This is a genomic window from Nesterenkonia sp. E16_10, assembly GCF_017347085.1.
In the GTDB taxonomy this organism is placed as follows: Bacteria; Actinomycetota; Actinomycetes; order Actinomycetales; family Micrococcaceae; genus Nesterenkonia.
In genome coordinates this window covers 177,007-189,613 of record NZ_JADPSA010000022.1, presented here as the reverse complement: position 1 = coordinate 189,613, position 12,607 = coordinate 177,007, and the positions used below count along the sequence as shown (strand labels likewise).

13 protein-coding genes and 1 tRNA gene are annotated in these 12,607 nt (G+C 66.6%); 10 read left to right on the top strand and 4 right to left on the bottom strand.

What is annotated here, in order from left to right; genetic code table 11:
- Positions 1–73: 73 nt before the first annotated feature.
- The 4 genes from I2487_RS07165 (at position 74) to I2487_RS07150 (ending at position 2,293) form a co-directional block, all read left to right on the top strand.
- On the top strand, positions 74–436 hold the full coding sequence (locus I2487_RS07165) for an ArsR/SmtB family transcription factor (protein ID WP_207171299.1): 363 nt from the start codon (positions 74–76) through the stop codon (positions 434–436).
- Entirely contained in the window at positions 436–984 is a 549-nt protein-coding gene (locus I2487_RS07160; protein WP_207171300.1) for an arsenate reductase/protein-tyrosine-phosphatase family protein, read from the top strand. Before I2487_RS07165 ends, I2487_RS07160 begins: the two co-directional genes overlap by 1 nt.
- Before the next feature lie 35 nt (positions 985–1,019).
- Complete coding sequence (locus tag I2487_RS07155) at positions 1,020–1,718, top strand: hypothetical protein (RefSeq protein ID WP_207171301.1); 699 nt, start codon at positions 1,020–1,022, stop codon at positions 1,716–1,718.
- A gap of 68 nt (positions 1,719–1,786) precedes the next feature.
- Entirely contained in the window at positions 1,787–2,293 is a 507-nt protein-coding gene (locus I2487_RS07150; protein WP_207171302.1) for an amino-acid N-acetyltransferase, read from the top strand.
- Positions 2,294–2,393: 100 nt separating this feature from the next.
- Here the strand turns inward: I2487_RS07150 and I2487_RS07145 are convergent, their stop codons facing one another.
- Positions 2,394–3,539 (bottom strand): FUSC family protein, encoded by a 1,146-nt coding sequence (locus tag I2487_RS07145; protein ID WP_345941355.1) that lies wholly within the window; start codon positions 3,537–3,539, stop codon positions 2,394–2,396.
- Positions 3,540–3,813: 274 nt separating this feature from the next.
- On the opposite strand from I2487_RS07145, the gene pstS reads away from it, so the two are divergent.
- The 4 genes from pstS to pstB all read left to right on the top strand — a co-directional run bounded on the left by pstS (position 3,814) and on the right by pstB (position 8,039).
- A complete protein-coding gene (gene pstS / locus I2487_RS07140) occupies positions 3,814–4,932 on the top strand; it encodes a phosphate ABC transporter substrate-binding protein PstS (RefSeq protein WP_518523705.1) in 1,119 nt (372 codons plus the stop codon).
- 130 nt (positions 4,933–5,062) lie between these two features.
- Positions 5,063–5,998, top strand: coding sequence for a phosphate ABC transporter permease subunit PstC (pstC, locus tag I2487_RS07135; RefSeq protein WP_207171304.1), 936 nt, complete (start codon positions 5,063–5,065; stop codon positions 5,996–5,998).
- Positions 5,998–7,206 (top strand): phosphate ABC transporter permease PstA, encoded by a 1,209-nt coding sequence (gene pstA / locus I2487_RS07130; RefSeq protein WP_207171305.1) that lies wholly within the window; start codon positions 5,998–6,000, stop codon positions 7,204–7,206. The genes pstC and pstA overlap by 1 nt, the downstream gene beginning before the upstream one ends.
- 53 nt (positions 7,207–7,259) lie before the next feature.
- Positions 7,260–8,039: a phosphate ABC transporter ATP-binding protein PstB gene (gene pstB, locus I2487_RS07125; RefSeq protein WP_207171306.1), complete on the top strand. Its 780-nt coding sequence runs from the start codon at positions 7,260–7,262 to the stop codon at positions 8,037–8,039.
- Between the two features lie 68 nt (positions 8,040–8,107).
- Here the strand turns inward: pstB and I2487_RS07120 are convergent, their stop codons facing one another.
- From I2487_RS07120 to I2487_RS07110, 3 genes are all read right to left on the bottom strand, one after another.
- Positions 8,108–9,118, bottom strand: coding sequence for an inorganic phosphate transporter (locus I2487_RS07120; RefSeq protein WP_207171307.1), 1,011 nt, complete (start codon positions 9,116–9,118; stop codon positions 8,108–8,110).
- A gap of 15 nt (positions 9,119–9,133) precedes the next feature.
- Entirely contained in the window at positions 9,134–9,751 is a 618-nt protein-coding gene (locus I2487_RS07115; RefSeq protein WP_207171308.1) for a DUF47 domain-containing protein, read from the bottom strand.
- A 364-nt stretch (positions 9,752–10,115) separates the two neighbouring features.
- Positions 10,116–10,191: transfer RNA gene (locus tag I2487_RS07110), tRNA-Lys, on the bottom strand.
- A 126-nt stretch (positions 10,192–10,317) separates the two neighbouring features.
- Between I2487_RS07110 and I2487_RS07105 the strand changes: the two genes are divergently transcribed.
- Both I2487_RS07105 and I2487_RS07100 read left to right on the top strand, forming a co-directional pair.
- Entirely contained in the window at positions 10,318–10,947 is a 630-nt protein-coding gene (locus tag I2487_RS07105; RefSeq protein WP_207171309.1) for a hypothetical protein, read from the top strand.
- A gap of 191 nt (positions 10,948–11,138) precedes the next feature.
- Entirely contained in the window at positions 11,139–12,581 is a 1,443-nt protein-coding gene (locus tag I2487_RS07100) for a hypothetical protein (RefSeq protein ID WP_207171310.1), read from the top strand.
- Positions 12,582–12,607 lie beyond the last annotated feature (26 nt).

The following is a 12,607-nucleotide window of genomic DNA, read 5'->3' as shown; positions in this document are numbered from 1 at the left end:
AATGTGCGCAGAAGCCGACCCTGGACAGAGAATGGATCTCGAGCAGACCAGGCCGAACCTTGGAGGAGAAGCGATGACCGCCCAGATCGACTGCAAGGTCCCGCAGGGTTCGCAGAATCCGCAGTCGCCGAAAGATCGTGTCGCGCTGGACCCCGAGGGCGCCGCCGAGCTTGCCGTGGGATTCAAGGCGCTCGCAGATCCCAATCGCCTCACGCTGCTCACCCTGATCGCCGCCGAGGCCACCGGGGAGGCCTGCGTCTGTGACCTCACCGAGCCGCTCGGCCTGGGTCAGCCCACGGTCTCCCATCACCTGAAGGTGCTGGTCGATGCCGGGCTTCTCGCGCGTGAGAAGCGCGGGACCTGGTCCTACTACTCGGTGGTGCCAGGAGCCCTGCAAGACCTCTTCCACTCCCTGACCGATTGGACCACACCCTGATGCCCGAGCCCACGACGAACCATGCAGCACCCGAGACCACCCCGGAGGGCTCCACCAGCCCCTCCGATCAGCCGGTCCGCGGCGCCGAGGAAGAGATCGCCCCGGTGGCACAGTCCACCGAACGCACCCAGAATACGGCGGTGCTCTTCGTCTGCGTGAAGAACGGCGGCAAATCTCAGATGGCCGCCGGACTGCTGCGCCAGGACCTTGCAGCGGCAGGACTCGAGGGCGCCGTCGTCGTCTCCTCGGCCGGCACACAGCCAGGCTCGAAGGTCAACGCGCTCGCTGCAGAGGTGCTCGCGGAGGTCGGCGCCGACATCGCGGGTGAGACTCCCACGCAGCTGACGCCGGAGGCGATGCGTGAGGCTGGGCACGTCGTGATCCTCGGTCCCGAGGCCCAGGTCGAACCGCTCGAAGGCGTCAAGATCGAACGCTGGGAGCTCGACGAGCCCAGTGCGCGCGGCATCGAGGGGCGCGAGCGGATGGAGCTGGTCCGCGATGACATCCACCTGCGCGTGCGTGAGCTCCGGGAGCGCCTGCTCGGCTGAGAAACAGCCTCAGTCTCCTCCGCTAACCTGGGGCCATGGGTTCCCAGCGAAGGCGGCAGTCTGCCGAGGTCTACAGGCGTCGTCGCATCCTCGTCGGGGTGCTCGCAGTGGTGCTTCTCGTCCTCGTCGGATGGCTCGCTGGCCTTGCGATGGGCGGCGGACCGGGGTCACAGGAGGATGAACCGGGGCCGGACTCGGCAGGCCAGGACGCTGACGCGGGTCCCGATTCCACCGGTTCCGCGCCAGGGGACGAGGATGGCTCGGGTCCCGACACGGAAGACTCCCAGGAGGCCGAGGATCCGGACTCCGATCCCGAACCCTCCCCGGACCAGCCCCCCGAGGACGGCAGCTGTCGCTCCGGCGATCTCGAGGTCCGCGCCTCCACCGGTTCCGAGGCCTACGGGCCTGGCTACGCCCCGATGCTGGTGATGGAGGTGGAGAACACCGCCGACTACGCCTGCGAAGCTGATCTGGGCACCGAAGAGCAGGAGTTCCTGGTCGAACATGGCGGAGCCGTCATCTTCTCCACGGCCGAATGCTCCGTCTCCCGCGAGTCGCTTCCGGTGCAGCTCGAACCCGGTCAGGTCGAGCAGGCGCATTTCAGATGGCCACGCTCGGACTCGGCCGAGGACTGCGCCGAGCCCGCCGCGCTGAATCCAGGCCGCTATGAGCTGACCGTGAGCCTCAGCGGCGTCCGGTCGGAGCCGCATGACTTCAGCCTGAACGAGGGCTGATCCCACCAGGTCCACCGGCCGCGCCGGCGTCGCCCTGACCAGGTGACGTCGACGCATAGACTGTGCCGATGGGTTCCTTCATCATCAGGCCAGCGCGTACCGCCGATGTCGCCGCCATCATGGGCATGGCGGAACCCCTGGTCGATCAGCGCGTGCTGGTGCCCAAGGAGGCCGTCGCCTACTACGAGGCGATCCAGGAATTCGTCGTGGCTGAGGCTCAGGACGGCAGCCTGATCGGTTTCGGAGCCCTGCATGTGATGTGGAAGGACCTCGCCGAGGTGCGCACCCTGGCCACCGATTCCCGTTGGCGCGGACACGGCGTGGGATCCGGGCTGCTCAAGGAGCTCACCGCGCGAGCCCAGACCCTCGGCGTGAGTCGAGTGTTCTGTCTGACCTTCGAGGTGGAGTTCTTCACCCGACATGGTTTCGGGATCATGGATGACCAGGCCGCGGTGGACCCGGAGGTCTACACCGAGCTGCTGCGCTCACCCGATGAAGGCGTCGCGGAGTTCCTCGACCTCGCCCGGGTCAAGCCCAACACCTTGGGCAACACCAGGATGATCCTGCAGCTCTGATCTCCATGCTCTGATCTCCATGCTCTGACCACCAGAGCTCTCCGCTCAGCGCTGCGAACTCAGCGCCCAGCGCTGCGGCACTTGATCGGCGCCCGGCGCCTCAGAGCTCAGGGAGCTGTTCCCGAGCATCCTCGTGGCTGGACCCGGCGGCCTGCAGCATGTCCACCACCAGGGTGCGCAGCAGCAGCACCACCGTCTCGCCCTCCAGCGTCCCGATCCCCAGGGACTTCGGGTGCAGCCTCTGGGCCAGCAGGGAGAGCGCCTCCTGGGCGGTGTCCATCCGACGCGTGTAGGCCGAGCCGGGTTCCGAGACCGCCTGGGAGAGCAGCAGCGAACATTCGGCGAACTCGTCCAACACCGCCGCGAGGTTCTCCACCGCCTCGTCGCTGAGGCTGGCGTGGTCCACGGTGCTGATGATCCGGCGCGCCACCACGCGCATGCTGCGCACCGAGAGGTCCACCTGGTCCGCGACCTCGGCCATATGCCGGACGTAGTGGCGGTGCTTGCGGTAGGCGGGGGAGAAGACGGTGAGCTCCTTGGCGGAGCTCACCGCACTGCGCAGCTCGTCGATCTGCGGCTGCAGGCCGCGGCAGCGGATCAGCGAGTGCCAGGCCTGGCGGGAATCCGAGTTCCGCACCGCTTCGGCGACGTCGCGCAGCGAGGCGGTCATCGCGTCCACCACGCTCTTGAGCTCAGCGATCGGCTCGCGGCGCGGATCCTTCGGGGTCAGCAGCGTGATCACCATGGCGAACGCGCCGCCGACGATGGCGTCCAGGCTGCGCGTGAACGGCCCGAGCGCGGCGGCCTCCGGGGGCGGGATCAGCACCACCAGCAGCGCCTGCAGCCCCATCTGCATCGCCAGCACCGGCCCGGAGTCCAGGAAGCGGGCCAACATGATGGACAGGAACAGCACCAGCGCGGCGGTGCCCAGGTTGGAGCCGAGCTGATGCAGCAGCAGGTCGCCGATCAGGATGCCCAGGGTGCAGCCCACGCTGACCTCGAGCACCTTGCGCATCCGGGGTTCCTTGGTGAAGCCCAGCGCGATCAGCGCGGCGATGGCGGCGAAGAGCGGATCATCGTGGCCCAGCACCCGCTCTGCGATCGTGTAGGCGCCCACGCCGGCCACGGTCATCTGCAGCGCAGGAATCACCGAGCGTCGCATCCTGCGGACCCCGACCCGGACTCGGCGTCGGGTGAAGCGGCGCGCCCGGTCCAGCGGGCGGGAAGTGGAGCGCTCGGTCGTCACCCCACGAGTCTAGGCGGCACACACCTACGGGGATACGAGGTGCCTCACACCTGGCGGTTCGCTGCTATGTCATCGGACACACCAGCACGGCACACCAGTTCACCAAGCGTTCACCTTAAGTGAGTGCCACAGTCACCTGTTCAGCGGTCCAGGGTCACCTGTGGTGCCTAGTGTGATGCGAGGTTCGCCGGACGCACCCACGGCAAATCTCATACGTCTTAAGGCATGGCGCTTCCGCGCGCTTTGATGAATCACTCAGAGAGGCACTAATAACGTGAAGATGAAGAGCTTCGGTCGCGCAGCGGCCATCCTGTCCGTATCAACCCTTGCCCTGGTGGGCTGCGGCGAGTCCAACAACCCCGATGCTGGGGGCGACACAGACAGCGGCGAGAACGGATCCAGCAGCGATGTCGCCGGCACCCTTGTGGGTGGCGGCGCATCCTCGCAGGAGGCAGCGATGACCGCGTGGACCGACGGCTTCACCTCCGTGGCCCCCAACGCTCAGGTCAACTACGCCTCGGTCGGCTCCGGCGGCGGCCGCGACGGATTCCTCGGCGGCGAGTACGACTTCGCCGGCTCCGACGCCGCGATGAGCGACGAGGAGTGGGAGTCCACCCAGGAGATCTGCGGCCCCGAAGGCGCCTTCCACATCCCCTCCTACATCTCCCCCGTCGCCGTGGCATTCAACGTCGAAGGCATCGACGAGACCCTGAACCTCGACGCGGACACGATCGCTTCGATCTTCGCCGGTGAGGTCTCCAGCTGGGACGACGAGGCCATCGCCGAGCACAACCCCGACATGGAGCTGCCCTCCACCCCGATCTCCGTGGTGCACCGCGCAGATGACTCGGGAACCACCGAGAACTTCGTGGACTACCTCGCGACCGCCTCGGACGTCTGGGACTACGAGGTCTCCGGTGAGTGGCCCGGCGAGATCGCCGCAGAGTCTGCCCAGCAGACCTCCGGCGTGGTCGGTCTGACCTCAGAGACCGACGGCGCCATCACCTATGCCGACGCCTCCCAGATCGGTGACCTGACCACTGTCGCCGTGCAGGTCGGCGAAGAGTACGTCGAGTACTCCCCAGAGGCTGCCTCCCAGGCAGTGGCCTCATCGACTCCGGTCGAGGGTCAGGCGTCGAACAACATGGCCTATGAGCTGGATCGGCGCACCGAAGAGTCCGGCGCCTACCCGGTGGTCCTGGTGAGCTACCACATCTTCTGCAACGAGTACCCCGACCAGGAGACCGCTGACCTGGCGCTCGCCTTTGGTGAGTACGTCATCTCCGAAGACGGCCAGGCCACCGCCGAAGGTGCAGCCGGCAACGCTCCGATCTCGGATGAACTGCGTGACGGAGCCATGGAGTCCCTCTCCGCGATCACCGTCTCCGAGTGAGCCTGATCAGTCACTTCAACGCATGAAGCACACGGACGTCGGGTGGTCGGGTCGGGGTTCAGACTCCGGCCGCCCGGCGTCCGTCCGTGCTGCATCACGCTTCAACCAACAGATCTGAGAGGCAGACCAGGTGACCAGCTCACTGACTCAGTCCGATAAAAGGGGAGTCGCAGGAGACCGTGTCTTCTCGGCGCTGACGGTATCCGCCGGCGTCCTCATTCTGCTCACCCTGGCCTTCGTGGCACTGTTCCTGACGGTGAACTCCCGGGATGCGGTCTATCAGGAGGACCAGGGAGGCTGGATCCTCACCGCCTTCTTCGACTACGCATACCCGCTGGTCATCGGCACGCTCATCGCCTCGTTCATCGCGCTGATCCTGGCGGCGCCGGTCGCGGTCGGCGTTGCGCTCTACATCTCGCACTACGCTCCGCCCAGGTTCTCCAAAGGCATCGGATATGTGATCGACCTCCTGGCCGCGATCCCCTCGGTGGTCTATGGGGCCTGGGGCATGAGCTTCCTCGGGCCGGCCCTGATCCCGGTCTATGGGTGGCTGCACGAGAACCTCGGGTTCATCCCGCTGTTCGCCGGAGATCCCTCACAGACCGGTCGCACGATCTTCACCGCCGGCGTCGTGCTCGGCGTCATGATCCTGCCGATCATCACCTCCGTCTGCCGCGAGATCTTCATCCAGACCCCCAAGCTGCACGAAGAGGCGGCGCTTGCGCTGGGTGCGACCCGCTGGGAGATGATCAAGATGTCGGTCTTCCCGTTCGCCCGCGCCGGCATCATCTCCGGCATCATGCTCGGTCTCGGCCGCGCGCTGGGAGAGACCATGGCCGTGGCCCTGGTCCTTTCTCCGGGGATGCTCACCGCCTCGCTGATCTCCAGCGGCAACAGCACCATCCCGGCTGAGATCGCTCTGGGCTTCCCCGAAGCTCCGCCGGGCTCGGAACGTCAGGCCCAGCTCATCGCCATCGGCCTGGTGTTGTTCCTGATCACGCTGCTGGTGAATATGACAGCGCGCTGGATCGTCAGCCGCCACAAGGAATTCTCGGGAGCCAACTGATGACACAGACCCCCACTCCGACGCCGGCCTCCGTCCAGGGCCCCTCAGGTGCGTCTGGGCTCACAGAGCCCAGCAGCAACGGGGTGCCGCGACGCAGCTCCCTGACCCAGAACACGTTGCCGTCCTGGCTGTGGATCGCAATGCTCGGCGGGTCCCTCGTCCTGGGCGCTGCGCTCTCAGCACTGTTCGGGTTCAACCTGGCCACCTGGTTCATCTTCACCGCGGTGATCTACATCCTCAGCAGCTACTTCCTCACCCGCACCAAGGTGAACGGCAGACGCGCCACCGACGGGCTCTGGACCAACCTGGTCTACCTCGCCTTCCTCATCGCGCTGATGCCGCTGATCTCGGTGATCTGGTCGGTCGCATCTGTCGGCATCCAGGGGCTCATGGCTCCGGGCTTCCTGAGCTCCGACATGCAGGGAATCACCGGACTGGTGGACGAGGCCTCACAGACCGAAGGCACCCCGGTCCTCGGCGGGATCTTCCATGCATTGATCGGCTCGCTGCTGATCACCCTGGCCGCCACCGTCATCTCGGTGCCGATCGGGCTGCTGACCTCGATCTACCTGGTGGAGTACGCCAAGGGAGGGCCCCTCTCCCGCGCCATCACGTTCTTCGTCGACGTGATGACCGGAATCCCCTCCATCGTGGCCGGGCTCTTCGCCGGTGCCGCCATGGCCTGGTTCCTCTCGGTCTTCAGCGGGGTGACCGGACTGCTCACCACCCAGCGCTCCACCCTGGGCATCACCGCGGCCATCGCGCTCTCGGTGCTGATGGTCCCGGTGGTGGTGCGGACCACCGAGGAGATGCTCCGGGTGGTGCCCAACGAGCTCCGCGAGGCCTCCTATGCCCTGGGTGTGCGCAAATGGCGGACCATCCTGAAGGTGGTCCTGCCCACCGCCATCTCCGGCATCGCCTCCGGCGTGACCCTGGCCATCGCCCGGGTGATCGGTGAGACCGCACCGATCCTGGTCACGGCAGGATTCGTGGTCAACACCAACTGGAACCTGTTCCAGGGATGGATGACCGCCCTGCCGGTGTACATCTTCCGGCAGTTCCAGAACCCGACCTCGCCGAACTTCTCGGACCCCTCCGAGCAGCGGGCCTGGGCGGCCGCTCTGGTGCTGATCCTGATCGTGATGGGGCTGAACCTCTTCGCGCGGCTCATCGCCAAGTTCTTCGCGCCCAAGCAGACCGGCCGCTGACCGCCGCTCCCGCGGTCCCCATCGTTCTTCCAGAGAAAGTGTGAATATCAGATATGTCTAAGCGAGTAGATGTCGTCGACCTCAACGTCTATTACGGCGATTTCCTGGCGGTGGAAGGCGTCAACATGAACATCGACGCCCAAGCGGTGACCGCGTTCATCGGCCCCTCCGGCTGCGGCAAGACCACCCTGCTGCGCTCGCTGAACCGGATGCATGAGGTTCTCCCGGGCGCCCGGGTGAAGGGCCAGCTGCTGCTGGACGGAGAGGACATCTACGAGTCCGGCGTGGACCCGGTCACCGTGCGCACCCAGGTCGGCATGGTGTTCCAGCGGCCGAACCCGTTCCCGACCATGACCATCCGAGAGAACGTGCTTGCCGGCTACAAGCTCAACGGCGCCCGACTCTCGAAGTCGCAGTCCGAGGAGATCGTGGAGACCTCGCTGCGCAGCGCGAACCTCTGGAACGAGGTCAAGGATCGTCTGGACCGGCCGGGCTCGGGCCTCTCGGGTGGGCAGCAGCAGCGACTGTGCATCGCACGGACCATCGCGGTGAAGCCGGATGTCATCCTCATGGACGAACCGTGCTCGGCACTGGACCCGATCTCCACGCTCGCCATCGAAGACCTCATCGGTGAGCTGCAGCAGGACTACACCGTGATCATCGTGACCCACAACATGCAGCAGGCGGCACGGGTCTCGCAGAAGACCGCGTTCTTCAACATCGCCGGCACCGGCAAGCCGGGCAAGCTCATCGAATACGACGACACCACCTCGATCTTCAACACCCCACAGGAGAAGTCCACCGAGGACTACGTCTCCGGACGCTTCGGCTGAGCACCGGGGGGCCGGCCGGTACAGGCTGACCCCGGTGGAGGGTCCGCCCTCGGCCGGGGGCTCCTGGCTCAGCCCAGCAGCGGACTGAGCGCAAGCGTGAAGACCGCCGTGGCAGTGCCCGCGGCAATCGGGGTCAGCACCCAGTAGCGGCAGATACGGCGGAACTGCCGCCAGTGCACGGTGGTGAAGCGCTGGTTCGACCCGGCCCCGATCACCGTGGAGGCCGCGGTCAACGATGTGGACAGCGGGAGCGCGAAGCCGAGCGATCCGATGAACAGCAGCGCCGAGGTGGACGTGGTCGCCACCATTCCGCGCAGCGGATCTATCTCCACCAGGCGGTGACCCAGCGTGTGCCCGATCCGCCAGCCGCCGTTGAGGCAGCCCATGCCGATCACCAGGGCGAAGCCGAGATAGGCGTAGGGCAGCCACATCTGTGCATCATCGACCTCTGCCGCGACCAGGGCGGTGAGCAGCACGAAGGAGAACCGCTGTCCCTGCTGCAGCCCGGTGCCCAGGGAAGTCACGCCCACACTCACCGATTGAGTCATCCGCGAGGCCGTGTTGACCGCATCCGGGTCCTCGCCGCGCGCGAAGCGCACGGCCACAAACACCAGCAGGTAGGCGAGCCCGAAGGCCGCCAGCGGAGAGAGCAGCAGCGTCAGCGCCGCTCCGGCCCAGGGCATCGCAAGGACTTGTTCAAAGTCGAGATCCGCGACGGCGGCGGCGGCCAGGGTGCCGCCGAGGAAGCCCGCCAGCAGGGCGTGAGTGGTCGAGGTAGGCATCCCGCGCAGGTAGGTGAAGAGGTTCCAGCCCAGCAGCGCCAGGGCCGCTGAGAAGACGACGGCGAGCAGCAGCTGCGGCTCCATCTGCGGGAACTCGAACCAGGTGTAGAGGTAGATTCCCAGGGGCAGGGCCAGCAGCACGCCGAGCGTGTTGAACCCCGCCGCCAGTCGTGTGGCCGCCCGAGGTGTCAGTGCTCTGGTGCGCACCGGAATGGCGATGGCGTTGGGTACGTCGTGGAGTCCAGCGATGAATGCATTGGGAACCAGCGTCAGGCAGATGAGCCCGAGCAGAATCATCTCCACGAGGGTGCCTCAGGACTCGCGCACGATGATGGAGCCGGCGGTGACCGCGACGGCTCGCTGGTCGTCGATCGCGGCGAGCAGCGCATCCGCGATCTGCGCCTGCTGCAGCGCGATGTTCGGCTGAAACGCATTGTCGGTGCTGGTCATCCACGCCCGGTGGGTTCGATTCGCCTGTTTGGTCAGACGCTGCATCTGGATCCAGTAGTCCTCGAGCAGGTCGAAGTCCTCGAGCCGCGACATCGCGGCCACCGTGAGGTCCAGCTGACGGCTCAGCGTCTCCAGCTGGTCGGCGCTCTGACTGGGCAGGCTCAGGCGCGGTCGGGCCAGGATGAGATCACCGGCTGCGACCACGTGCTCCATGGTCCGGTTCAGCTGCTGGGAGAGCGCGTAGATGTCGTGCCTGGGCAGCGGAGTCAGGAAGACGCTGCGAATATGGGTCATCAGGTTGAAGTGCAGGTCCACTGCCCGGCCCTCCAGGCCGAGCAGCTGTTCGCGCAGCACGGCACGGTCCTCGTTCGGGCTGCCCAGCAGCTGGGAGATCAGCTGTACCCCGGCACGCACCTCACGGGCGATGCTCGCCAGAAGGTCTGTGGCTTCAGGCTTGCGCTGGCCTCTGCGTGCGATCATGCGGTGAATTTCCCCAGGTGAACGAGTGACGACGTGTCGGCCATGAGTGTATAGCGCGAAGATGAACTCGGCCGCCCGGCCTGAAAAGGTTCGCCGTGAGGGCAAGAGGGGATCTCCCGAGTGCGCGGTCTCAAGAGAGTAGAGGTGTGCCGGGCCGGGAACGCCTCACGGCGCGGGGCCGCTCGAAGCGGCTCAATAATGGAGCCCGGGGGTTACCGCGGCCCGGCACACCTCCAGTGTGCTCCCTGTCCCCGCATGCGGTCAACCGAGCGCCAGGACCAGCTCTGAATCCGAGCCTCCAAGAGATATACCCAGGTCTACGCTGAGCGCTGACCTGGGTATATCTGTCTCCAACGGAGGACTATGGTGGGCCCTGCGGGACTCGAACCCGCGACCAGCGGATTAAAAGTCCGATGCTCTACCAACTGAGCTAAAGGCCCCTGTGGAGCCGCTGAAGACCTCCCCTATGGTATCGCCGCCGGGGCCTGCGGCATAATGACGGACACGATGTGGACCGGCAGTTCAGCGGCCCACGGACCGCAGCGAATCTCTCCAAGGAGGACGCGATGACCAGCCAGCCCCGCCACCGCCGGCCGCGCTACACCGAGCCGGCAGCCTTCGATCAGCGAGAAGGCGGCGCGGATCCTGCCATCATCTCCCAGGCGGCCCACGACACCGCGCACGCGCTGGTCTTCCACGGTCGCGATTCCGATGATCCCGAGGTGACCGAGCGCTTCATCCGGCTGGCCGAGACCGAGGGCATCGAAGCGATCGCCGAGCTCTGGTCCGATTCCCCGGCGCACTCGCTGGCCGGTGGCCTCTGGAGGATCTACGCGATCCGAGCTGCGGTGAACAAGGACCCGCAGCGGATGAGCGAGTACTACCAGCTGGGTAAGACCGACTCCGCGCCGCACGCGATCGCTGGGGTGGCCGAGCCGCCCACAGCACAGGAGATGGACCGGCTGGCCGATCTGGTGCTGGCCGGCATGTACCGCGGCGACATCGATTCGGCCTTCGACCGGGCCGGGGCATTCTGCCGAGTGATCGCCCGCGGTCAGGCGCTCTGGGCGGGGGGCTCCGAGCGGCACAGTCCCGAATCCGCTCAGCGGCTCACCGAGCGCGCAGACCAGCTTCTGCGCACCGCGGAGGAGCTGGAGAGCGCCGCCCGGGGCTGCCGCGCCGGAACCCTCGATTGATCAGGGTTTTTCCACGAAATCTAGGTAAATTTATTGGCGCTTCAACGCTGTTTCTGGAATTTCTGACGATACTGTGAGATTTGCGATGCGCGCGTCCATCAGACGCCGTGTCTCGCCGACCGGGCCCGGGGGGCATCGGCGTACAGAACCAGCTATGACCAGCTCTCGCTGGCACCATCAAGGGGCGCACCATGACAGATCAGCAGCCGAACTCTGGCCGGGAACCAGAGCGGGATCGCTTCACGCCGCCAGGCGGAGACCATCCGGCCGACGGCCAGGCGGGACCCGGCCAGCACGGGTACGGCCAGCAGGGCCAGCCCGGATTCGAGCAGGGCTATGGCCAGCACGGCCAGCCCGGGTACGGCCAGGGTTATGGCCAGCAGGGCCAGCAGGGCCAGCCGAGCTACGGCGAGGGTGGTTACGGCGAATCGGCTTACCCGCAGTCTCCCGGCGGCCCCGGATACCCTCAGGGCCCGCACGGTCCCGGTGGGCCCAGCTACCCCGAGGGTCCCGGGGGCCCGATGTACCCGCAGGGTCCGGGTGGGCCCAGCGGTGGAGGCAAGGGTCCCGGCAAGGGCCTGCTGATCGCGCTCATCGCGTCCGGCGTCGTCGTGGTGGGCGTAATCATCGCCCTGGTCATGATGCTCACCGGCGGCGGGTCCGCCGAGGCCGAGGATCAGACCGGCGACGCCGAGGCGGCCAGTGACACCGAGGCCGCCGATGAGTCGGGAGACTCCGGGAGCGTCGAGGCCGATGCCGAGACCCCCTTCTCAGCGGTCGAGTCCTACTTCACCGCGCTCGCCGAGGGCGACGCGGAAGCCGCACGTTCACTGGTCTACGACGCCGGAGACACGACCTACCTCACCGAGGAGGTGCTCGCGGCCTCGCTGGAGCTGGCGCCGATCACCGAGGTCGAGGTCACCGAGGAGGAGATGACCGAAGACCTCTCGTTCTCCCACCAGGTCCAGGTCAGCTACTCCCTCGGGGACACCGGTGTGACCAAGCGGATCTACACCTACCAGAACAACGACACCGACGCCTGGGAGATCGACGGCGCCGCGACGCTGATGCAGCCAGACCTGGGTGACCTGGAGACCACGGTCAACGGCGAGCCCGTCTCCGGCTCCGAGGCCACCGTCTTCCTCGGGCTGATGTACGAGATCGCCATCGACGACGAGAACTTCACCATCGACGGCGACGGCCTGGTCGAGGTGACCGAGAGCTACGCCAGTGCCAGCACGCTCGACGTCGGACTCACCGAGGAGGCCACCGAGACCTGGCGCGAGCTGATCCTCAGCGAGGTCGAGGAATGCGTGGCCTCCACGGACCTGGAAGCCGGCTGCGGCCTGGACATGCCCGAAGACGCCTCGGGAGCCACCGTGATCGAAGGCAGCATTTCACGGTCACTGCCGGCAGAGACCGACCAGGAGCTTCAGCGACTGACCCCGGAGCCCAGCTACAGCACCCCGACCCTGGTCGGCGCCGAGTACTTCAGCGGCCGCGTCGATGTGGAATACGAAGCCGAAGAGGACGGCGTGACCAGCCTCTACGAGCTGTACTTCGGGGATCCGGGCACGCTGGGGAGCCCCATGGTGGACATGACCGCCGAGGAGCTGGAGGTCATCTGGGAGTAGTTCCGGCTCCCGCGGGCTTACACTCT